Here is a 21,225-nt window from a genome sequence, read left to right on the forward strand (position 1 = left end):
GTAAAAATAAGGCAGCAGGAATTTTTTAAGACGATGACAGGCGATGAAAACAGTGGGCCTATGGTTGAAGGCGAGGACACCTCGCTTCTGATCGTCGACGACGACAAGCCGTTCCTGACCCGTCTGGCCCGTGCCATGGAAACCAGGGGCTTCGTGGTCGAGACGGCGGAGAGCGTCGAGGAGGCCGTGGGCAAGGCCCGCGCCAATCCGCCCGCCTATGCCGTGGTCGACATGCGGCTGGGCGACGGTAACGGCCTCGACGTGGTCGCCGCCATCCGCGAGAAGCGCGAGGATTCCCGCACCATCATCCTGACCGGCTACGGCAACATCGCCACCGCGGTGACGGCGGTGAAACTGGGCGCCGTCGACTATCTTTCGAAGCCCGCCGATGCCGACGATGTCTTTGCCGCACTGACCCGCACCACCGGCGAGCGCGCCGCCCCGCCGGAAAACCCGATGTCGGCCGACCGTGTCCGCTGGGAACATATCCAGCGCGTCTACGAAATGTGCGAACGCAACGTCTCCGAGACCGCGCGCCGGCTCAACATGCATCGCCGCACGCTGCAGCGGATCCTGGCCAAGCGCGCGCCGCGCTGAGGCGCGTCAACCACGCGGGGCATCAGACCAATATCAGTTTACAACGCGCAGTAGAGACCGCCTATTAGATGGGTCAGTGCCGCCCCTCATTGCCCTGCCGGGCATTTCTCCCCGTATAGTGACGGGGAAAGCGGCCTGCCGCAAGGCGGCGCCATGTTGCGACATCGGCGGTTGGCGAAATCGGCGATAACAGCGCCCCTCTCCCCGTCACTATACGGGGAGAGGATGCCGGCAGGCAGGTGAGGGGCAGCGCCGACGCCTGGACAATGAAGCCCGCCGAGCAGGCGGCATGACGGAGGCGACATGCAGGATCAGAAGCAAAGGCCGGTTTCCGTCTTCCGCGAATTCCTCGACAGCGAGGCGGCCGGCGGCATCATCCTGATGGTTGCGGCCGCCCTTGCCCTGATCGTCGCCAATTCGCCGCTCGCCGAAACCTATTTCGCCGTTCTCCACGCCTATCTCGGCCCGCTCAGTGTCTCGCACTGGGTCAATGACGGGCTGATGGCGGTGTTCTTCCTGCTCGTCGGGCTGGAGATCAAGCGCGAGATGCTGGATGGCCAGCTCTCGACCTGGCCGCGCAGGGTGCTGCCCGGCATCGCCGCGGCAGGCGGCATGGTGGTGCCGGCGCTGGTCTATGTCGCCGTCAACAGCAACAATCCGGCCGCACTGTCCGGCTGGGCGATCCCGACCGCCACCGATATCGCCTTCGCGCTTGGCGTGCTGTCGCTGCTCGGCAGCCGCGTGCCGGCTTCACTGAAGGTCTTCCTGACCGCGCTTGCCATCATCGACGACCTCGGCGCGGTCATCATCATCGCCATATTCTACACCAGCGGCCTGTCGCTGGCCTATCTCGGCGCGGCCTTCGCGGTCATTGCCGTGCTTGTCGTGCTCAACCGCATGCGGATGATGCGCCTGGTGCCCTATCTCGTGCTTGGCGCCATCCTGTGGGTGCTGGTGCTGAAGTCGGGCGTCCATGCCACGCTGGCCGGCGTTGCGTTGGCGCTCACCATTCCGCTCGAACGCTCCGCCGGGATCGGCCACGATCTCGACCATTCGCCGCTGCACCGGCTCGAGCATGGCCTGCACAAGCTGGTGGCGTTCATCGTCATCCCGATCTTCGGCTTTGCCAATGCCGGCGTTTCGCTCGCCGGCCTGAGTTTCGGCGCCCTGATCGAGCCGTTGACGCTGGGCGTCGCGGCCGGTCTCGTCGTCGGCAAGTTGGTCGGCGTGTTCGGCTCCTCCGCGCTCGCCATCCGCTTCGGCCTTGCGGACCTGCCGGCCCATGCAGGCTGGATGCACATGCTGGGCATCTCGCTGCTGTGCGGCATCGGCTTCACCATGAGCCTGTTCATCGGCCTGCTCGCCTTCGCCAGCGACATGGCGCTGCAGGACGCGGTCAAGGTTGGCATTCTCGCGGGTTCATTCGTTGCCGCGCTGCTTGGCGCCGCCCTATTGCTGATGGCGCCGGCGGCGGGTGGGGAGGAAGTGGGGGAGTAGAGCGGGTTTTGCAGGCCTTGGTTCTGCGAAGCTGCCGTTGACACTTGGCGCAATTGCCAGCCGCTACTCGCTTTCCCCCTCGAGCACCGGCACCGCGACACCCGCAAGCTCCGCCGAGAGCAGCCGCGAAGCACCGGCGCGCGCGATGCGCAGCATCAGCGCCTTGCGCGTTGCCGCCGCCATGCGGTGTTCGGGTGCGTCGCGCAGGATTTCAGCGCCATAGCCGTCGGAGAGGATGAACCCGCACTCTTCCGGAAAAATCTCCGCCGGCACGCCGGGATGGGTGGCGAAGAAAAAACGGTCGGAATGTAGCCGGTAATCAGGCCATTTGCGGTCGACGCGAAAATCCTCGATCGAGGATTTGATCTCGATGATCCAGATGTCGCCCTGCCGGGTCAGCGCCACCAGGTCGGCTCGGCGGCCGGTGGCCAGTGACAGTTCAGGCAGTACATGCGCGCCCATTTGCATCAGCAACCGCTGCACGCCGCGCCGCACCAGCATGGCGCGCTCGGACTGGCGGCCGTCGATCAGAGGATTCAGGGGAATCGGGGAGATGATTGGCATGGCAGGCACCATGCCAGATTTTGTTCACGGTTTGAACCCGGCGATTGGATATTTGACAACCCACCCCTTGGGCGCAATGAACCCCTACCGCTGCCAGAAGCCACGGTGCACCGAGACCAGTTCGTCCGCAATTTCGGGGAAGGGGCCGTGAACCTCGATCTTCTTCTGTCCAGAGCCGAGCACAATGCGCGAGGACAGGCTCATCGTCGGGTTTTCGGGATGGTCGCCAGTCAGCGCGAGGAGTTCGGTTTCCTCGAAGCCGTAGACCAGCCGGCCGATATTTGCCCAGTAGAGCGTTCCGGTGCACATCGCACAGGGCTCGCCGGTCGAGACCAGCGTGCATGTCCAGAGAAACTCCGGCGAATAGGCTGCCGCCGCGCGCCGGGCAAGTTCGGTCTCGGCATGATGCACGGTGTCGATATTGCCTTGGCGCATGAGGATCGCGTCGTCGGGGCCGACCAGCACCGCACCGAACGGATGGTGGCCGTGCGCGGCAGCCTCGCGAGCGACCGCATCGGCGGCGCGAAGGTGGGCGAGCATCTGGTCGCGGGTCATGCGGTCTCTCCGATCACTGGGGTCACCGGTCAGTGGGACAGCGGCAGTGCCTATATCCTACGCTCATATTAGAGCATGCAATATACCACACGAACCAATGCTGGCGGCCTTCACGGAGAAGTAGCAAGGCCGCTCGCACCGCCAACACCTATCCGGCTTGTCGCCCTTCGGCACCCTGGCGTTGATCACCGTCTTCAACACGTTGTCCATCGATCCTGCGCTGGGGTTTGTCGCCGACTAACGCCGCCCCCGCCATATCATCCAGGATCGGACAATCCGGCCGCTCGTCGCCATGGCAGGCGTGGACGAGCTTCTGCAGCGTCGAGCGCATCGATTGCAATTCGCGCACTTTCTCCTCGATGGCCGTGACATGGGCGGCGGCGATCGCGCGCACATCGTGGCTGGCGCGGCCGCGATCCCTGTAGAGCGCCATCAGCTGACGGCAATCGTCTATGGAAAAGCCGAGATTGCGCGCGCGGCGTAGGAAGGCCAGCCGGTGGATGTCGTCGCCCGAATAATCGCGGTAGCCATTGGCGGCGCGCGCGGGCGCGATCAGGCCGATCTCCTCGTAGTAGCGGATGGTCTTGGCAGGCAGGCCTGAGCGGTGGGCGGCGTCGCCGACATTCATGGCGGGTCCTCGATTTTGCGGGGCCTGTGATTCAGGCCTCATTGAATTTCCTTCACAATCCGGTGAGGTATGTTGCCGAAATGCCATAGTGATACGCATACCAGCACGTAAGTCCCCGCATATAGGCATCGTGTGCTTGGCAAGCAAAGCAAATGCCAGCATGAATGATGGCGAGAAAGCGGCCGACTCGTGCCGCTCCAGTTTGGGCAGGGCACCGGATCACCACATGCGCATGAAGTCGCTTGCAATACTTGGCGCATTGGCGCTGTCCACCGCTATTGCCGGTTGCAGCACCATCGGCGGGCAGATCTTTTCCAACGACTATGGCGCGGTGACCGATGCCGGTTACCAGCTGCCGCGCATCCCGATCGAGAAGGTGCCCTCGAAGTACCATCGCCAGGAAGTCAGCTACGACACCAAGGAAAAGCCGGGCACCATCATCGTCGATACGCAGAACAAGTTCCTGTACTTCGTCGAGGGTGATGGCCGGGCTATCCGCTACGGCATCGGCGTCGGCCGCGAGGGCTTCGAATGGCACGGCACCGCCCATATCGCCATCAAGCGCGAATGGCCGACCTGGACGCCGCCCTCGCAGATGATCAAGCGCCAGCCCGAACTCGCCAAGTTCGCCGGCGGCATGGATCCAGGCCTGAAGAACCCGCTCGGCGCGCGCGCCATGTACCTGTTCAACAAGGGCGGCGACATGGGCTACCGCCTGCACGGCAGCCCGGAATGGAACTCGATCGGCAAGGCGATGTCGTCGGGCTGCATCCGGCTGATGAACCAGGATGTCATCGACCTCTATGATCGCGCCGAGGTCGGCGCCAAGGTCATCGTTCTTTAGGCCATGATGCCGGGAAGCCTGTCCGCTTTTTCGACATATCGTGGTTAAATTGGAAGTCACCTTTCATACGCGGACCGTCTAGGCAACAACGGACGTCCCAAACAGAAAACCGGGCAATTCGGCCCGGTTTTTTGTTGTTCGCGGATAGGATGTTTCAGGCCGCGCTCGCAGATCGACTGGCGGCGCGGAAGAAGAATCAGGAAACCTGTTCGACCTGCTGTACTTCCGGCACGAAATGGCGAAGCAGGTTCTGGATGCCGTGCTTCAACGTCGCCGTCGAGGACGGGCAACCGGCACAGGCACCTTTCATGTGCAGGAACACGGTGCCGTTCTCGAAGCCACGGAAGGTGATGTCGCCGCCGTCCTGGGCGACCGCCGGGCGCACGCGCGTGTCGAGCAACTCCTTGATGGTGATGACGAGCTCCTCGTCGGCCTTGTCGTAGAATTCGCCCGTCTGGCTGGTCTCGGCGGCGGGGCCGGCCTTGGCCATGACAGGCGCGCCGGACATGAAATGCTCCATGATGGCGCCGAGGATCGCCGGCTTCAGGTGCTGCCAGTCCGGACCGTCCTTCGACACGGTGATGAAATCATAGCCGAAGAACACGCCAGTGACGCCAGGGATTTCGAACAGCCGCCCAGCCAGCGGCGAGGCCGTCGCCGCACTGTCAGCATCGCGGAAATCGGCGGTGCCTTCGAGCAGCACTTCCTTGCCAGGCAGGAACTTCAACGTTGCGGGATTGGGCGTCGACTCGGTCTGAATGAACATGGCCGTCTCCATGCCCGTTTTGGGCAACTAGTTTGGAATAGTTCTAAATAGGCTCTATCGGCGGGACATTCAAGCGAAACGCATCGCCGGAACGGCCGGCCGGCGGAATGTTTTTGCTGGCTGGGGAGATGAATCCCGGGCGGGCCTCAGGCGAGGCTGTCGATTTCCTCATCCGACAGATTCTGCGGTACAACGGTGACCGGAATGGGGAAAGCGGCACCCTTGCCGGCCACGGCACCGACCAGCGGGCCCGGCCCTTCCTTGCCGGCGCCGGCCGCCAGCACGAGAATGGCGATGTCCTGGTCTTCCTCGATCAGCTTGTGGATCTCTTCGGTCGGCTTGCCTTCGCGCACGACCATCTCCGGTTCGATGCCGAGCTTCTGGCGCACCTTGTTGGCGTAGCCGTCCAGCGCCGCGCGCGCCGTGGCGTTCGCCTCCTCGCGCATGATCTTCTCGACGCCCAGCCAGTGCTGGAAGTCGTCCGGCACGATGACATAGAGCAGCACCAGCGTGCCGCTGGTGCTCTGCGCCCGCTTCGAAGCGTAGGCGACGGCGCGTTCGCATTCCGGCGTGTCATCGATGATCGTCAGGAATTTCCTGCGATGACCGGCTTCGCGGCTGAGGCGTTTGGAGACCATGTCTATCTACTCGGTATCTTTTCGGCCGCAATCTGCCACCGCGGCAGGCCGGCGGCAAGCCGCCGGCCATAGGCCAGTATGTCTTGGACCGGTACGAGGCGGCGCATTGACGATCGGGCTTAGCCCTGCAGCAGCCCGATAATGTCGCGCACCGTCTTCATAGTCGTCTCGGCGAGCACGCCGGCGCGTTCGCCGCCATCCCGGAGCACCGCGTCGACATAGGCGCGGTCGCCCTGGATGCGGCGCATCTCGCTGGCGATCGGCGCCAGTTTCTCCACCGCGAGATCGGCCAGCGCCGGCTTGAACACGGAGAATTGCTGGCCGCCGAATTGCTTCAGCACATCGGCCTTCGACATTTCCGCGAGGCCCGCATAGATGCCGACCAGGTTCTCCGCCTCGGGCCGGCTTTCCAGTCCGTCGACCTCGCTCGGCAAGGCCTCCGGGTCGGTCTTGGCCTTGCGGATCTTCTTCGAGATGGTGTCGGCATCGTCGGTCAGGTTGATGCGCGACAGATCCGATGGGTCCGACTTCGACATTTTCTTCGACCCGTCGCGCAGGCTCATGATGCGCGCCGCCGGGCCGCCGATGACCGGTTCGGTGATCGGGAAGAAGCCGTTCACCGTCTCCTCGCCGACCTGCATCTCGACGCCGACGCCAAGACCGGCGATGCGGTTGGAGAAATCGTTGTTGAATTTCTGGGCGATGTCGCGGGTCAATTCCAGATGCTGCTTCTGGTCCTCGCCCACCGGCACATGGGTGGCGCGATAAAGCAGGATGTCGGCCGCCATCAGCGAGGGATAGGCGAGCAGGCCCAGCGAGGCATTCTCGCGGTCCTTGCCGGCCTTGTCCTTGAACTGCGTCATCTTGTTCATCCAGCCGATGCGCGCGACGCAATTGAAGATCCAGGCGAGCTCGGCATGCTGCATCACCCGCGACTGGTTGAAGACGATGTGCTTCTTCGGGTCGATGCCGGAGGCGAGGAACGCCGCGGTGATCGACCGCGTCTGGTCGGCAAGGTCGTCATGGACGAGTTGCGCGGTCAGCGAATGCAGGTCGACGACGCAGTAGATGCAGTCGGACGTATCCTGCAGGGCGACGAATTTCTTGATGGCGCCGAGATAGTTGCCGAGATGCAGATTGCCGGTCGGCTGGACGCCGGAGAAGACGAGTGGCTTGAAGGCGGACATGGATTTCCTCGTGGCTTGTGGAGGGCCGTTTCGCACGCGGCGAAAGTCTTTCGACGGCGCGCTTATGAACGAAGGGGCGGACGGGATCAAGAGGCGGAAGTTGGGCCGCTGGGCGGATGACTTCGTCCTGACAGGTTCGCGCCGCCCCTCATTGTCCTGCCGGACATTTCTCCCCGTATAGTGACGGGGAGAAAAAGCGCCGTAGCCCGCTCAGCCTCTTTCTCCCCGTTCTACGGGGAGAAATGCCCGGCAGGGCAATGAGGGGCGGCGCAGACACTATAAATCCTGGGACGGGTCCTTGACCGCCGCCTTGCCTGAGCCACGTTTCACATTCCTGCGGATCATGCCGAAATCGGCGCCGCCCGTGGCGAACGCCGTGACGAAATAGAGCGTCGCCCCGCCCGCCACCAGCGCCAGCACGGTCGTTGCCTTGATCACCAGCGGCGAGCCCGGTCCGAGCCTGACGGCGAAATAATGCTCGGCGAAATAGAGGGCGACCCCCATTACCACCGCTGACAGCACGAGGCGCGGAATGCGTTTCAAGAGCGGAACGTCGCGACCCCAATGGCCGCGCCGGATCAGCACGGCAAGCAGCATCAGCGCGTTGACCCAGCCGGCGACGGCCGACGCCACGGCGATTCCGGGCGCGCCCATCCTCGGGAACAGCGTCAGCGCGGTGGCGACGTTCACCGCCACGGAGATTGCGGCGAAGATCATCGGCGTGCGCGTGTCCTCGCGGGCGAAATAGCCTGGGGTGAAGGCCTTGATCAGGACGAAGGCCGGCAGGCCGAGACCGAAGATCGCAAGGATCGCCGCCACGACAGGGGTCGAATGGTTGGCGGCGAAGGCGCCGCGCTCGTAGACCAGCCGCACGATCGGCTCCGACATCACCCACAGCGCCGCCGCCGCAGGCAAGGTCATGAAAAGGGTGAATTCGACGGAGCGGTTCTGCAGATTGGCAGCCTCGATCAGGTTGCCCGACTTCAGCGCCCGCGACAGCTCGGGCAGCAGGACGATCGCCACCGCGACGCCGACGACACCGAGCGGCAGCTGGTAGACGCGGTCGGCATAGGCCAGCGAGGAGACGGCACTGTCCTGCGCCGAGGCGATGGCCGTGCCGATCAGCTGGTTGATCTGGGTGATGCCGCCGGTGATCGCCGCCGGCAGCGCCAGGATCAGGAGCCGTTTCACGTTCGGCGTCATCTTCGGCCGGCGGAAGCCGATCGAGATGCCGGCATTGCGCACCGCCACCCAGACGATGGCGAGTTGCACCATGCCCGCCGCCAGCACGCCCCAGGACAGGGCGAAGCCGACAGCATGTGCATCCAGCCCATGGTACCAGGCGTAGCCAAGCACGCTGATCAGGATGATGTTGAGGAAAGCCGGCGCGATGGCCGCCGCGAAATAGCGGCGCAGCGAGTTCAGCATCCCCGCCATCATGGCGGCGAGCGACATGCAGATGAGATAGGGGAACATGATCGTCGCAAGCGTGACGGTCGTCTCGAACTTGCCCGGCGTGTCGGCGAAGCCCGGCGCCACCAGGTAGCGCACGATCAGCGGCATCGCCAGTTCCATGGCGATGGTCAGCGCCAAGAGCGCCGAGAACAGGACCCCGAACACTTCTTCCGAGAAACGCTTGGCGCCGTCGGTGCCGTGCGTCTCGATTTCCTTGGCGAACAGCGGCACGAAGGCGGCGTTGAAGGCGCCCTCGGCGAACAGCCGGCGAAACGTATTGGGGAACTGGAAGGCGGCGTTGAAGGCGTCCGCGACCGGTCCGGTGCCCAGTGCGGCTGCCATCAGCATCTCGCGGCCGAAACCGAGCGCACGGCTCATCAACGTGCCGGAAGCGACGGTGGCGAATTTCTTGACGAGACTCATGCGTTCGCAGACTGCCTGTGGGATTGGAAGAAGGAGATGATGGCCGTCACTCGGCGGCTGCCCTGGCCCTGCCGCCGCGTTCGAGTGCCGCGCCTTCGAGCGTCGCTATCAACCTGTTGCGAATGGTGGCGATGCGGGCCGGGCTGTCGATCTTCTGGCCGGTGAGGTCGGTGACATAGAAGGTGTCGATGACCTTCTCGCCGAAAGTGGTGATGTGCGCCGAGGCGATGTCGAGCGACAGGTCGGACAGCGTCCCGGTGATTTCCGACAGCAGGCCGGGCCGGTCGAGCCCCTCGACCTCGATGACCGAAAACCGGTTCGACAACGCGTTGCGGATTTCGGCGCGCGGCGGGATCTTGAACACCTTGGATCCGCGCCTTGGCTTGGTCCGTTTCTCGATCATTTCCGGCAGCCAACTCTTGCCCGACAGCACGTCCTCGATCAGCTTGCCGACGCGCTCGGCGCGCCGGCGCTCGTCCTCGTCGCGGTCGAACTCCCTCGATATCAGGATCGTGTCCAGCGCGCGCCCGTCCGACGTGGTGAAGATCTGCGCGTCGACGATGTTGCCGCCGGCGCCGGCGCATGCCCCGGCAATGACCGAGAGAAGACGGGGATGGTCCTGCGCCAGCACGGTGATTTCGGTCACCGCCTCGAACTGGTGGGTCTTGACCATGGTGGCGAGCTTGTTGCCCGCCGCGTCCGCCTCGCGGATGAATTCGGCGTGGCGAAGCTGGTCCGGCAGGTCCACGGTCAGCAGGTAGTTTTCATAGTGCAGTCCGACATAGCGCTTGCGCGCCTTGTCGGGCCAGTCGGCGAGCGCCTCCGCCAGGCGTTCGCGTGCCGCCGCCGTGCGTTGGGCGCGCGAGACTTCCGAAAAACCGCCGGTCAGCAGCAGTTCGGTCTCGTAGTAGAGCGTGCGCAGCAACTGGCCCTTCCAGCCGTTCCACACGCCCGGTCCGACGCCCCTGATGTCGCAGACGGTCAGGATCAACAGCATCTTCAGCCGCTCGACCGACTGCACGATCGAGGCGAAGTCCTCGATCGTCTTGCGATCGTTGAGGTCGCGGGTCTGCGCCGTCATCGACATGACGAGGTGGTTCTCGACCAGCCAGGCGACGGTTTCCGTATCGGCCGGCGAAAGCCCCATATGCGGGCAGATCCGCCTTGCGATCCTGGCGCCGGCCTCGGAATGGTCTTCAGGCCTGCCCTTGGCGATGTCGTGCAGCAGCACGGCGACATAAAGCGCCTCGCGGCTCTTCTTCAGGCCCGGCATCAGCGAATGCGACAGCGGATGCACCTTCTCGCCATCGCCGCGCTCGATCTCGGCCAGCACGCCGATGCAGCGGATCAAGTGCTCGTCGACCGTGTAGTGGTGGTACATCGAGAACTGCATCATGGCGACGATCTTGCCGAAATCCGGGATCAGCCGGCCCAGCAGCCCCGCCTCGTTCATGCGCCGCAGGTTGAGTTCGGCATTGCGGTCCGAGGTCAATATGTCGAGAAACAGCCGGTTGGCTTCCTCGTCGCGCCTGAGCGACTTGTTGACCAGGCCGAGCGAACGGGTGAGCAGTTTCAGCGCATCGGGATGGAATTCCAGCCCGTGCTTGTCGGCGAACCAGAACAGCCTGAGAAGATTGACCGGATCGCGCTCGAACACCTGGTCGTCGGCGATGTTGATGCGATGGTTGTCGACGATGAAGTCTGACGTCCCGGCCAGCTTGCGCTTGCGGCGCTGGAAGGTCAGGAAGATGCGGTTGAAGCCGGGAACGTGCTTGGCCTGCTCCTCTTCCAGCGCGGCGCAGAAGATGCGGGTCAGGTCGCCGACATCCTTGGCAACGAGGAAATAGTGCTTCATGAAGCGTTCGACCGCCGACAGGCCGGGATGGGTCGTATAGCCGAGCCGTTCGGCGATCTCGCGCTGGATGTCGAAATGCAGCCGCTCCTCGGCCTTCCCGGTGAGGAAATGCATGTGGCAGCGCACCGCCCACAGGAAATCCTCGGCCTTCTGGAACTCGCGATACTCGGCCTCGGTGAAGACGCCTTTCTCGACCAGTTCCTCGCCGGTGCGCACGCGGTAAAAATACTTGCCGATCCAGAACAGCGTCTGCAGATCGCGCAACCCACCCTTGCCGTCCTTGACGTTGGGCTCGACCAGATAGCGGCTTTCGCCGGCCTTGGCATGGCGCTCGTCGCGTTCGGCGAGCTTGGCCTGCACATATTCCGGGCCGGTCGTGCGCACCACCTCGTGGTCGAAGCGCAGCATCAGCTCATCATAGAGCTTGCGTTCGCCCCACAGGAATCGCGCCTCCAGGATCGAGGTGCGGATGGTGATGTCGGTGCGCGACAGCCTGAGGCACTCATCGATGTTGCGGGTGGCATGGCCGACCTTCAGCCCCATGTCCCACAGCATGTAGAGCATGTACTCGACCGTTTGTTCGCCCCACGGCGTCTGCTTGTAGGGCAGCAGGAACAACAGGTCGATGTCGGATCCCGGCGCCAGCGTGCCGCGGCCATAGCCGCCGACGGCAACGACCGCCATGCGTTCGGCCGAGGACCGGTTCTTCACCCGGTAGACATGCGTCGCGGCAAAATCGTAGAGCGCCCGGATCAGCTCGTCCATCAGGTGCGACAGCCGTTCGGCGCAGGCGTTGCCGCCGCCATCTTGCATCAGCATGGCCTCGGCTGTCTTGCGGCCCTCGGCGAGGCGCCCCTTGAGAAGCTGAAGAACGGCGGCACGGATGGCCTGGCTGGAACCGTCGCCGGCGCTGGCCGCGGTCAGCGCCGTCATCTCGCGGCGCAAAGCGTCGCCGTCGATCAGTTCATCGAGCTTCAGGGAGATTTTCGCCATGGATACCGGTTGGCCTTGCCTTTTGGGCGGCGTCTATAGCGTGTTTTCTCGGCGCTGGGTATGGCCTGCTGTCAATCCGGCAAACGCTCTAGTCGTTTGCCTCGACTGGAGCGAGCGGGACGACAATCCGCCGCCGCAGCTTAAAGAAATCGGTGATCCGCCGCGCTGCCCGCCCGGCTTCCCTGCTGATTCTCACGGTTGTCGGCTTCCTGTGCTTTGTCATAAGTCCACTCGCGGTCCGCGCGGCATCCCGTTCCGGAGCAAGCAGGCTTGGCAGCCCGTCGCCAATGAACTGGTCCTGCGCGCAGAGCGCTGGAACGAGTTGGTAGACGGTTTTGCCGGCTGAAATGGTGGGGTCGAAGATGAGATCATCGACAGCTATGTTGACCTGCGCCGTTGCTTCCAGGAAGTCGCATGCGGTTTGCCGCGAGAGGAGATAACCCCCGGCCCCGGGATGGCCCTTGCGGAGCCGGACCACGGAAAAACCGTTCCTGGCGGAAGTCCTTCTCCTTTGAATGACGGTTCTGGAAAAGAACGTCTCGAGCTTCACCACGTCCGCGTCTGCTGGCACCCAACTCGTATCGCCAAGCAATGCACCGGCTTTGCCAGAGAAGACCATGTCGTCCTCGAACACAACACCGTACGGGGCGTCGCCCTTGGCAATGATCGTCCAGCAGGCGCGATGGCTGTGCAGGCAGGCGATCTCGCTGCCGGAAAGAGGCCGGATGGCGTGTATCGCGTGCTGCGGCTGCAGCACCAGGTCGGGATGTTGCCTGGCATCGATCCCGTCGACTCGCTCAAACCCGATGCCGATGCGGGCAAATTCGGCGGTCATATGGGCAAGCCGCTCGGGAGAACGATCGAGATTGATGACAAGGCACTTCATATCGGACGCAGGCTTTACCTTCAGCGGATCGCCAGAGCCGTCTAGCACGTGAAGGTCTAGGGATTGCTGATCATTTCTGGGGCTAATTTGCGGTGCGACGAAATGAGCGCGGCTAAAACAGGGCGTGAGCCTTCATTCGAAGCAGCGTCAGAGATCAATCCTGGCGAGCTTCAGCAGGAATTTCGACACGGGCACCGAAAGGCCTGCCTCAAGCCTGCTTTCGCGGCGTGGGCACGGGCACGCCGGCGGTAGCGGCAAGAGATCTAACGTCCGGCTTCGGGCGGATCGAGCGGGATAACCGCGTGTCGCCGCAACTGGCAGTAGTCGAGGATCCACTCGGCGACCCGCCTGGTCTCCACCGCTACCTTTTTCGACAATGGCCTTCGGCGTTTTTCGGCCTGCCCGCTCGCGGTGCAGCGACGAAGCGGCTCTTGAGCTTCCGGTTACTAGATCGATGACCCGTTTCTGGACGCAGGACAGGGTTTCTATTTCGCGACATCGGACGCGAAACGGAATTCGATTCGGTTGCTCGACAGCATCTTGGCGAGTTGGGTGGAGCTGCCCTGTGGCGGCATTTACGCCCGGTTTCGGCGGCGCTGTGAGTGGGTCCCGGAGAAGCCTGCTTAATCCCTTGGCCCCGGCGAAGCGAGAGGGATGACGGTCCGTCGCCGCAACTTGCAGAAATCGACGATCCATTCCACGACCCGCCCGATCTCGATCCTGATCTTCTCGGTCATCGGCCGCCGGCGTTTTGTCATCAAGCCGCTGGCGAGCCATTTGCATTCGCGTCCGTGGTCGAGCAGGCTTGGCATCCCCAGCGCCCTGTCGCCGAGGACTTGATCCTGTGCGCACAGTGCCGGGACAAGTTGGTAGATCGCGTTGCTCGACCATGTCGCGAACGCCGGGTTGAAGATCAGGTCATCGGCGGTCAGGTTGATCCTTTCGGTCGCCTCGAGAAGATCGCGCGCGGCCTGCCTGGAGATGATGTAGCCCCCGGTTCCCGGATGGAACTTGCAGAGCCTTGACACGGAAAAACCATGACCGGCGGAAATGCTCATCCGCTGGATTATGGTCTTGCTGAAGTACGTCTCCAGCTTGACGATGTCGGCGTCGGCCGGGATCCAGCCGCAGTCGGCAAGCAAACAACTGGCATTCGCGGAAAAGACCACGTCGTCCTCGAAGATGGCGCCGTAGCGCGCCTCGCCCCGCGCCAGGATCGACCAGCAGGCACGATGGCTGTGCAGGCAGGCGATTTCGCTGCTCGATAGTTGCCGGGGTCCATACATTGGATGCTGAGGTTGCTGTTCGAGTTCGGGATGGCTGTGTCCGTCGACCGCCACGACGCGCTCGAACGCGACGCCGATACGGCCGAATTCTGCTCTCATATGGGCAAGTCGGTCCGAGGACCGATCGAGGTTTATGACCAGGCACTTCATTGTCGACCGAAATCTAGCGAGATGAACGTGATGCGGCGAGTAATATTAGCAAGCAAAGTTTTAGCACGAGATGTACCTTTGTGCAGGGGGTGTTCGATCGATTTCACGGCGCCCGAATCGGAAAATCAAAACAGCCCTTGACCTTCCAGTTACTGGAAGCACTACCTCGACCTCGAAGCAGTGACATCAAGGCATTTTCGAAATGAAGCATTCAGATCACCATCATCACACGCATGGCTCGCACGGCGGCTGTTGCGCGCCCAAAGGCGCCGCGAATGCGGTTCCGCGCGACCCGGTCTGCGGCATGATCGTGGATCCGGCCGCCGGCAAGCCGACATCAGAGCATGGCGGCCGCCTCTATCATTTCTGCAGCGAGCGCTGCCGTTCGAAGTTCCAGTCCGAGCCGGAAAGCTACCTGACGGCCACCGACCCTGTCTGCGGCATGAGCGTCGACCGCTCGACGGCAAAACATTTCGTCCGCCATGAAGGCCAAGGTTTCTACTTCTGTTCCGCCGGCTGCAAGGCGAAGTTCGAGGCGGCGCCACAAACCTATCTCGGCGACAGGCCGGCACCGGCGCCGATGCCCAAGGGCACGCAATACACCTGCCCCATGCATCCCGAGATCATCCGCGACAAGCCCGGCTCCTGCCCGATCTGCGGCATGGCCCTCGAGCCCATGGGCGTGCCGACAGGCGATGAAGGGCCAAATCCCGAACTGGTCGATTTCACGAGGCGGCTCTGGGTGAGCGCGGTGCTGTCGGTCCCGCTGCTGGTCGTCGCCATGGCGCCGATGGTCGGCCTGTCGCTGGAGGGCTTGGTCGAGGATCGCGCAAAGGTCTGGATCGAACTGGTCCTGGCGAGCCCGGTGGTGCTCTGGGCTGCCTTCCCGTTTTTCCATCGCGGCTGGGACTCGATCCTCAACCGCAGCCCCAACATGTGGACGCTTATCTCGCTCGGTGTCGGTGCCGCCTATCTCTACAGCGTCGTCGCCACGCTCTTCCCGGACATCTTTCCGCACCAGTTCCGCGGCCATGGCGGTACGGTGCCGGTCTATTTCGAGGCAGCCGCCGTCATCGTCGCGCTGGTCTTCCTCGGCCAGGTACTGGAACTGCGCGCTCGCGAAAAGACCGGATCGGCGATCCGCGCCCTTCTTGATCTCGCGCCGAAGACCGCGCGGCGGATCGCAGACGACGGCGGCGAGACCGATGTAGCGCTGGACGAGGTCAAGGCCGGCGATCGCCTGCGCATCCGTCCCGGCGATGCTGTCCCGGTCGACGGCACGGTGCTGGAAGGCCGCTCCTCCATCGATGAATCGATGATCACGGGCGAACCCTTGCCGGTCGAGAAGGCCGAAGGCGACGCCTTGACCGGCGGCACGCTCAACAAGAACGGCTCGCTGATCATGCGCGCCGAGCGGATCGGCGCCGAGACGACGCTGTCGCGCATCGTCGAACTCGTCGCCAAGGCACAGCGCTCGCGCGCCCCGATCCAGGGCCTGGCCGACCGCGTTTCCTTCTACTTTGTCCCGGCCGTCGTCCTGGTCGCCGTCGCCGCGTTCATCGCCTGGGCGATCTTCGGCCCCGAGCCCAGTCTGATCTTTGCCATCGTCTCGGCGGTTTCGGTGCTGATCATCGCTTGTCCCTGTGCGCTGGGCCTCGCCACGCCGATGTCGATCATGACCGCCACCGGGCGCGGCGCGCATGCCGGTGTGCTGATAAAGGAAGCCGCCGCGCTCGAACGCTTCGCCGCCGTCGACACGTTGATCGTCGACAAGACCGGCACGCTGACCGAGGGCCGGCCGAAACTGACCGACGTCGTCGCGGCCGCGGGCTTTTCCGAGGACGAATTGCTGGTGTACGCCGCGACCCTGGAAAAGGGGTCGGAGCATCCGCTGGCCGAGGCCATCGTCGATGGGGCGGGCCAGCGCGGCGTGAAGATCGCCGAGGCCAGCAGCTTCGAGGCGGTTACCGGCAAGGGCGTTTCCGGCACGGTGTCGGGCAAGAAGGTCGCGCTCGGCAATGCCGCGATGATGGCCGATCTCGCCATCGACGTTTCCGCAATCCTGGGCCGCGTGGAAGCATTGCAGGGCGATGGCAAGACGGCGATGTTCGTCGCTGTCGACGGCAAGCTGGCCGGCATCGTCGCCGTCGCCGATCCGGTCAAGGCGACCACGGCGGAGGCGATCAGGGCGCTGCATGACAGTGGGCTGAGGATCATCATGGCGACCGGCGACAATGAGCGCACGGCCAAGGCGATCGCCGGACGTCTCGGCATCGACGAGGTTCGGGCAGGTCTATTGCCGGAACAGAAGGCAGCGCTCGTCGACGAACTGCGCGGCAGGGGTGCCGGCGTCGCCATGGCCGGCGACGGCGTCAACGATGCGCCGGCGCTTGCCGCCGCCGATGTCGGCATCGCCATGGGAACCGGCGCCGATGTCGCCGTCGAAAGCGCCGGCATCACCTTGGTCAAGGGCGACCTAAACGGCATCGTCCGCGCCCGCACCCTGGCCCGGGCGACCATCGGCAACATCCGGCAGAACCTGTTCTTCGCCTTCCTTTACAATGTGCTTGGCGTGCCGGTCGCGGCCGGCGTGCTCTATCCGCTTACCGGCACGCTTCTGTCGCCGATGCTGGCGGCGGCGGCGATGAGCCTGTCCTCCGTCTCGGTGATCGCGAACGCATTGCGGCTCAGAACGTTGAAACTCTGAGATTAACCCCCAGATACGAAATCCAACCAACAGGAGACCATGAATGACCTTGGCTAAAAAACTCGTGCTGCTGCTGATGGCGGCCGGAATGCTGCTTGCCGTCTTCCTCGAAAGCGTGCCGGCGCAGAGCGAGGAGATGAAGCACGACATGGGCGCCATGGCCATGGGGGCGGAAAGCCCTTCGACGGCGGGCTACAAGGCGGCGATGGACAAGATGCATACCGACATGATGGCCTCGCAATATACCGGCAACGCCGACGTCGATTTTGTCCGCGGCATGATTCCGCATCATCAAGGCGCGATCGACATGGCCAAGGTCGAGCTGGCCAACGGCAAGGATCCGGAAATCCGCAAACTCGCCGAAGGCGTCATCGCCGCGCAGGAAGCCGAAATCAAGCAGATGCAGGACTGGCTCGCCGCCCATCCGGTGAAGTAAGCTTCCCGGCATCGCTAAGCAGGGTCCGGCGAGAACTCCTTGCGGAGTCTCGTCGCGGCCTCGATGCGATCGAGTACCGACGGAGCCATGCCATGGAATCGAGCGTCAGAACCACCACGCTACCCTGCGGCGAGGCCATACCCGTTCTCGGCCAGGGCACGTGGAAAATGGGCGAGGATTCGCGGCGCCGCTCCGACGAGGTAAATGCCCTCAAGCTCGGTCTCGACCTCGGCGTTACGCTGATCGACACCGCCGAAATGTATGCCGGCGGCGGCGCGGAAGAAGTGGTGGCCAAAGCCATCGCCGGCCGCCGCGCCGAGGTCTTCCTGGTCTCGAAGGTCTTGCCTTCCAACGCTTCAAGGGCCGGCGTGCAGCGCGCCTGCGAGAACAGCCTGAAGCGCCTCGCCACCGACCGCATCGATCTCTATCTGCTGCATTGGCCGGGCAGCGTGCCCCTATCGGAAACGGTGGAAGCCTTCGAGGCGCTGAAAAAAGCCGGCAAGATACGGCATTGGGGCGTCAGCAATTTCGACACCGAGGAGATGGAGGAACTGGCTGGCCTGCGCGACGGCGGCAATGTCCAGACCAACCAGGTGCTCTACAATCTGGTTCGCCGCGGCCCGGAATTCGATCTGGCGCCCTGGAGCCGAACACGCGGCATCCCGCTGATGGCCTATTCGCCGGTCGAGCAAGGCGCGCTGGCGCGCAATGCCAGGCTTGACGCCGTCGCCGCCCTGCACGGCGCGACACCGGCGCAAATCGCCCTGGCCTGGGTGATGCGGCAGGACGGCGTCATCGCCATTCCCAAGGCCGGCAGCCAGGAGCACGTCCGCCAGAATGTCGCTGCGTTGGACATAAAGCTTACGCCGCAGGACATCGCCGATCTCGACCGTGCATTCCCGCCACCGAAGCGCAAGCGCGGGCTGGAGATGATCTGAGGCGGCGGTGCTGCCAATTTCCCCCTCCGCCGCCCAGATTGCAAAATTACTTCCCCGCCAGCCCTTTCAGCCGGTAGAGCGCCTCCAGCGCTTCCTTCGGCGTCATCTCGTCGGGGTTGATCTCGCCGAGCGCGGTCCCCAGCGCGTCGCTCTTCACCGGCTTTGGCGCTTCCCGTTTCACCGCCACCGAAAACAGCGGCAGGTCGTCGACCAGCCGGTTGGTCTTGCCGGAGACCTCGCCTTCCTCCAGCTGGTGCAGCACCGCCTTGGCCCGCTCGACCACCGCCTCCGGCAGGCCGGCGAGCCGCGCCACCTGTACGCCGTAGGACCGGTCGGCGGCACCCTTGCCGACCTCGTGCAGGAAAACGACGTCGCCCTCCCATTCCTTGACGCGCATGGTGACGTTGGAAAGCCGCGCCAGCTTGCCGGCGAGCGACGTCATTTCGTGGAAATGGGTGGCGAAGATCGCCCGGCAGCGGTTCTTCTCGTGCAGATATTCGACCGCCGCCCAGGCGATCGACAGGCCGTCGAACGTAGCGGTGCCGCGGCCGATCTCGTCGAGGATCACCAGCGCGCGTTCCCCGGCCTGGTTGAGGATCGCCGCCGTCTCGACGATTTCGACCATGAAGGTCGAACGGCCGCGCGCCAGATCGTCCGAAGCGCCGACGCGCGAGAACAGCCGGTCGACGACGCCGATATGGGCAGACGCCGCCGGTACGAAGGAGCCGGTCTGGGCCAGGATCGCGATCAGCGCGTTTTGCCGCAGGAACGTCGATTTACCTCCCATGTTCGGGCCGGTCAGCAGCCAGATCGCGCCGTTCTTGGCAGTCCCCTCGGGCGAGAGGTGGCAATCATTGGCGACGAACGGGCCTTCGCCCGAACGGCGCAGCGCCTGTTCGACCACCGGATGCCGGCCGCCTGAAATCTCGAAGGCAAGGCTGGAATCCACCACCGGCCGGCACCAGGCCTCGCTTTCCGACAACAGTGCGAGGGCCGCCGATACATCGAGCACGGCGAGCGCATCGGCCCCGGCGCGGATCGCCTCTGCCTCGCCGACCGCCTCCGCCGTCAGCGCATCGAAGGCTGCCAGTTCGATGCTCAGTGCCCGGTCGGCGGCATTGGCGATCTTGGTCTCGAGTTCGGCGAGCTCGGTCGTGGTGAAACGCATGGCGTTGGCCATGGTCTGGCGGTGGATGAAGCGCGCCTTGGCGCCATCGCTGCCGGTCATGATTGCATGATGGTTGGCCGTCACCTCGATGTAGTAGCCAAGCACGTTGTTGTGCCGGATCTTCAGCGAACGGATGCCGGTTTCCTCGATCAGCGAGCGCTCCAGCCCGGCGATCACTTTGCGCGACTCGTCGCGCAGCGCCCGCATCTCGTCGAGTTCGGCATGATAGCCGCCGCGAACGAAACCGCCGTCGCGTTTGAGCAGCGGCAGTTCCTCGCCGAGCGCCTGGGTGAGATGCTGGGCGAGTGCCTTGGGCAGCGCTTGAATCGCGGCCATCGCGCCGGCCAATTCCTGGGGCAGGGCGGCCGCGGCAAAGGTCTCGGCGATGGCGCCAGCCGCCTCGAAGCCGGCGCGCAGTGCGCCGAGGTCGCGCGGGCCGCCGCGATTGAGCGCCAGTCTGGACAGCGCACGCGGCATGTCGGCCACGCTCTTCAGGCTCATCCGCACTGCCTGGCAAAGCCGCACTTCGGAACGGAAGAACGACACCGAATCCAGCCGTGCGACAATGGCCGCCGGGTCGGTCAGCGGCGCCATCAGCCGGTCGGCGAGCAGCCTTGCGCCGCCGCCGGTCACCGTGCGGTCGATCGCCTTGAACAGCGAGCCCTCGCGGCTGCCGGACAGCGTGCGCAACAGTTCGAGATTGCCGCGCGTCGCCGGATCGATGAACAGGGTGGAGCCCTGCTCCTCGCGCTCGGGGCGCGACAGCGGCGGCCGCTCGGCCTTCTGCGTCTTCTCGACATAGGCGATGGCGCCCGAGATCGCCGACAGTTCGGCGCGCGAAAACGTGCCGAAACTGTCTGGTGTCGCCACCTCGAAGAACCGCGCGATCCGCCCCGTGGCCGAGGCCGAATCGAACAGCGAAGGCGGCTGCGGGCTGGCAATGCGGCCGAGCACGTCGAACACCGGCTTCAGCTCGGGATCATGGAAGACCGGCTCGGCCATGATAAGCTCGCGCGGGTCGACACGGAAGATGTCGGCCATCAGCCGGTCGGCGGAGGTCTCGGCGACGCGGAAGGCCCCGGTCGAGATGTCGATCCAGGCAATTGCAAAGCTGTGGTCCGCTCCGCCCTTCACCCTGCCCAGCGCCATCAGGAAACTCGATTCCGACGGCGCCAGCAATTTGTCCTCGGTGATGGTGCCCGGCGTCACCAGCCGCACCACATCGCGGCGCACCACCGATTTGGAACCGCGTTTCTTGGCCTCGGTCGGATCCTCGATCTGCTCGCAGACGGCGACGCGGAACCCCTGGCCAATCAGCTTCTGCAGATAGTCGTCGGCCGCATGCACCGGCACGCCGCACATCGGAATGTCGTGGCCTTGGTGCTTGCCGCGTTTGGTGAGCACGATGCCCAGCGCCCGGCTCGCCTTCTCGGCATCGTCGAAGAACAGCTCGTAGAAATCGCCCATGCGGTAGAACAGCAGCGAATCCGGGTTGGCCGCCTTGATCTCGATGAATTGCTCCATCATCGGCGTGACGGCGGCGCCTGGCTGTGGCGCCGCCGTCAACTCGGGAGCGGCGTCGGGCTCGTTCGGGCTGTGCATGTTCATGGCGCGGCACGCTAGCAGATGTGGTGGCGGGGTTTAATGCCGGG

17 protein-coding genes are annotated in these 21,225 nt (G+C 64.2%); 6 read left to right on the forward strand and 11 right to left on the reverse strand.

What is annotated here, in order from left to right:
• The first annotated feature begins 33 nt into the window (after positions 1-33).
• Positions 34-597 carry an ActR/PrrA/RegA family redox response regulator transcription factor gene (locus EN851_RS29775; RefSeq protein ID WP_015314185.1) on the forward strand — a complete coding sequence of 188 codons (564 nt, stop codon included), beginning with the start codon at positions 34-36 and terminating at the stop codon, positions 595-597.
• Positions 598-900: 303 nt separating this feature from the next.
• Positions 901-2,094 (forward strand): Na+/H+ antiporter NhaA, encoded by a 1,194-nt coding sequence (gene nhaA, locus EN851_RS29785; protein ID WP_135930603.1) that lies wholly within the window; start codon positions 901-903, stop codon positions 2,092-2,094.
• A gap of 63 nt (positions 2,095-2,157) precedes the next feature.
• Here nhaA and EN851_RS29790 read toward each other — a convergent pair whose 3' ends face one another.
• The 3 genes from EN851_RS29790 to cueR all read right to left on the reverse strand — a co-directional run bounded on the left by EN851_RS29790 (position 2,158) and on the right by cueR (position 3,841).
• Positions 2,158-2,658: an MmcB family DNA repair protein gene (locus EN851_RS29790; RefSeq protein ID WP_189521958.1), complete on the reverse strand. Its 501-nt coding sequence runs from the start codon at positions 2,656-2,658 to the stop codon at positions 2,158-2,160.
• 84 nt (positions 2,659-2,742) lie between these two features.
• The gene (locus EN851_RS29795) at positions 2,743-3,213 is read right to left on the reverse strand and encodes a nucleoside deaminase (protein ID WP_127873015.1); all 471 of its coding nucleotides are present in this window, start codon (positions 3,211-3,213) and stop codon (positions 2,743-2,745) included.
• Between the two features lie 148 nt (positions 3,214-3,361).
• On the reverse strand, positions 3,362-3,841 hold the full coding sequence (gene cueR, locus EN851_RS29800; protein ID WP_245464435.1) for a Cu(I)-responsive transcriptional regulator: 480 nt from the start codon (positions 3,839-3,841) through the stop codon (positions 3,362-3,364).
• A 226-nt stretch (positions 3,842-4,067) separates the two neighbouring features.
• Between cueR and EN851_RS29805 the strand changes: the two genes are divergently transcribed.
• On the forward strand, positions 4,068-4,685 hold the full coding sequence (locus tag EN851_RS29805; RefSeq protein ID WP_135862290.1) for a L,D-transpeptidase: 618 nt from the start codon (positions 4,068-4,070) through the stop codon (positions 4,683-4,685).
• Between the two features lie 196 nt (positions 4,686-4,881).
• On the opposite strand, the gene EN851_RS29810 is transcribed toward EN851_RS29805, so the two are convergent.
• The 7 genes from EN851_RS29810 to EN851_RS29845 form a co-directional block, all read right to left on the reverse strand.
• Positions 4,882-5,451, reverse strand: coding sequence for a NifU family protein (locus EN851_RS29810; protein ID WP_027142904.1), 570 nt, complete (start codon positions 5,449-5,451; stop codon positions 4,882-4,884).
• Positions 5,452-5,597: 146 nt separating this feature from the next.
• Positions 5,598-6,089, reverse strand: coding sequence for a universal stress protein (locus EN851_RS29815; protein ID WP_010913128.1), 492 nt, complete (start codon positions 6,087-6,089; stop codon positions 5,598-5,600).
• Between the two features lie 119 nt (positions 6,090-6,208).
• Positions 6,209-7,276 (reverse strand): tryptophan--tRNA ligase, encoded by a 1,068-nt coding sequence (trpS, locus tag EN851_RS29820; protein WP_127277841.1) that lies wholly within the window; start codon positions 7,274-7,276, stop codon positions 6,209-6,211.
• 276 nt (positions 7,277-7,552) lie between these two features.
• Positions 7,553-9,154, reverse strand: coding sequence for a murein biosynthesis integral membrane protein MurJ (gene murJ / locus EN851_RS29830; RefSeq protein ID WP_135917283.1), 1,602 nt, complete (start codon positions 9,152-9,154; stop codon positions 7,553-7,555).
• A 46-nt stretch (positions 9,155-9,200) separates the two neighbouring features.
• Positions 9,201-12,002 carry a [protein-PII] uridylyltransferase gene (locus EN851_RS29835; RefSeq protein ID WP_135917282.1) on the reverse strand — a complete coding sequence of 934 codons (2,802 nt, stop codon included), beginning with the start codon at positions 12,000-12,002 and terminating at the stop codon, positions 9,201-9,203.
• An 88-nt stretch (positions 12,003-12,090) separates the two neighbouring features.
• Positions 12,091-12,888, reverse strand: coding sequence for a glycosyltransferase family 25 protein (locus EN851_RS29840; protein WP_135930605.1), 798 nt, complete (start codon positions 12,886-12,888; stop codon positions 12,091-12,093).
• Between the two features lie 623 nt (positions 12,889-13,511).
• A complete protein-coding gene (locus EN851_RS29845; protein ID WP_135862286.1) occupies positions 13,512-14,324 on the reverse strand; it encodes a glycosyltransferase family 25 protein in 813 nt (270 codons plus the stop codon).
• Between the two features lie 202 nt (positions 14,325-14,526).
• Here EN851_RS29845 and EN851_RS29850 point away from each other — a divergent pair, with 202 nt between their 5' ends.
• From EN851_RS29850 to EN851_RS29860, 3 genes are all read left to right on the forward strand, one after another.
• Positions 14,527-17,031, forward strand: a complete 2,505-nt coding sequence (locus EN851_RS29850) for a heavy metal translocating P-type ATPase (RefSeq protein WP_135930606.1) — start codon at positions 14,527-14,529, stop codon at positions 17,029-17,031.
• 43 nt (positions 17,032-17,074) lie between these two features.
• Complete coding sequence (locus EN851_RS29855) at positions 17,075-17,467, forward strand: DUF305 domain-containing protein (RefSeq protein WP_127277847.1); 393 nt, start codon at positions 17,075-17,077, stop codon at positions 17,465-17,467.
• Between the two features lie 92 nt (positions 17,468-17,559).
• On the forward strand, positions 17,560-18,405 hold the full coding sequence (locus EN851_RS29860) for an aldo/keto reductase (RefSeq protein WP_135930607.1): 846 nt from the start codon (positions 17,560-17,562) through the stop codon (positions 18,403-18,405).
• 46 nt (positions 18,406-18,451) lie between these two features.
• Here the strand turns inward: EN851_RS29860 and mutS are convergent, their stop codons facing one another.
• Positions 18,452-21,181, reverse strand: a complete 2,730-nt coding sequence (gene mutS, locus EN851_RS29865) for a DNA mismatch repair protein MutS (protein WP_135930608.1) — start codon at positions 21,179-21,181, stop codon at positions 18,452-18,454.
• Positions 21,182-21,225 lie beyond the last annotated feature (44 nt).

Source organism: Mesorhizobium sp. M8A.F.Ca.ET.208.01.1.1, assembly GCF_004791315.1.
Taxonomy (GTDB): Bacteria; Pseudomonadota; Alphaproteobacteria; order Rhizobiales; family Rhizobiaceae; genus Mesorhizobium.

Bases quoted from the DNA above. Each gene is read 5' to 3' on its own strand.
- nhaA (WP_135930603.1), top strand. From the start codon at position 901: ATGCAGGATCAGAAGCAAAGGCCGGTTTCCGTCTTCCGCGAATTCCTC.
- EN851_RS29855 (WP_127277847.1), top strand. From the start codon at position 17,075: ATGACCTTGGCTAAAAAACTCGTGCTGCTGCTGATGGCGGCCGGAATG.
- EN851_RS29795 (WP_127873015.1), bottom strand. From the start codon at position 3,213: ATGACCCGCGACCAGATGCTCGCCCACCTTCGCGCCGCCGATGCGGTC.
- trpS (WP_127277841.1), bottom strand. From the start codon at position 7,276: ATGTCCGCCTTCAAGCCACTCGTCTTCTCCGGCGTCCAGCCGACCGGC.
- cueR (WP_245464435.1), bottom strand. From the start codon at position 3,841: ATGAATGTCGGCGACGCCGCCCACCGCTCAGGCCTGCCTGCCAAGACC.
- EN851_RS29850 (WP_135930606.1), top strand. From the start codon at position 14,527: ATGAAGCATTCAGATCACCATCATCACACGCATGGCTCGCACGGCGGC.
- EN851_RS29805 (WP_135862290.1), top strand. From the start codon at position 4,068: ATGCGCATGAAGTCGCTTGCAATACTTGGCGCATTGGCGCTGTCCACC.
- EN851_RS29810 (WP_027142904.1), bottom strand. From the start codon at position 5,451: ATGTTCATTCAGACCGAGTCGACGCCCAATCCCGCAACGTTGAAGTTC.
- EN851_RS29835 (WP_135917282.1), bottom strand. From the start codon at position 12,002: ATGGCGAAAATCTCCCTGAAGCTCGATGAACTGATCGACGGCGACGCT.
- EN851_RS29860 (WP_135930607.1), top strand. From the start codon at position 17,560: ATGGAATCGAGCGTCAGAACCACCACGCTACCCTGCGGCGAGGCCATA.
- murJ (WP_135917283.1), bottom strand. From the start codon at position 9,154: ATGAGTCTCGTCAAGAAATTCGCCACCGTCGCTTCCGGCACGTTGATG.
- EN851_RS29845 (WP_135862286.1), bottom strand. From the start codon at position 14,324: ATGAAGTGCCTGGTCATAAACCTCGATCGGTCCTCGGACCGACTTGCC.
- mutS (WP_135930608.1), bottom strand. From the start codon at position 21,181: ATGAACATGCACAGCCCGAACGAGCCCGACGCCGCTCCCGAGTTGACG.
- EN851_RS29775 (WP_015314185.1), top strand. From the start codon at position 34: ATGACAGGCGATGAAAACAGTGGGCCTATGGTTGAAGGCGAGGACACC.
- EN851_RS29790 (WP_189521958.1), bottom strand. From the start codon at position 2,658: ATGCCAATCATCTCCCCGATTCCCCTGAATCCTCTGATCGACGGCCGC.
- EN851_RS29840 (WP_135930605.1), bottom strand. From the start codon at position 12,888: ATGAAGTGCCTTGTCATCAATCTCGATCGTTCTCCCGAGCGGCTTGCC.
- EN851_RS29815 (WP_010913128.1), bottom strand. From the start codon at position 6,089: ATGGTCTCCAAACGCCTCAGCCGCGAAGCCGGTCATCGCAGGAAATTC.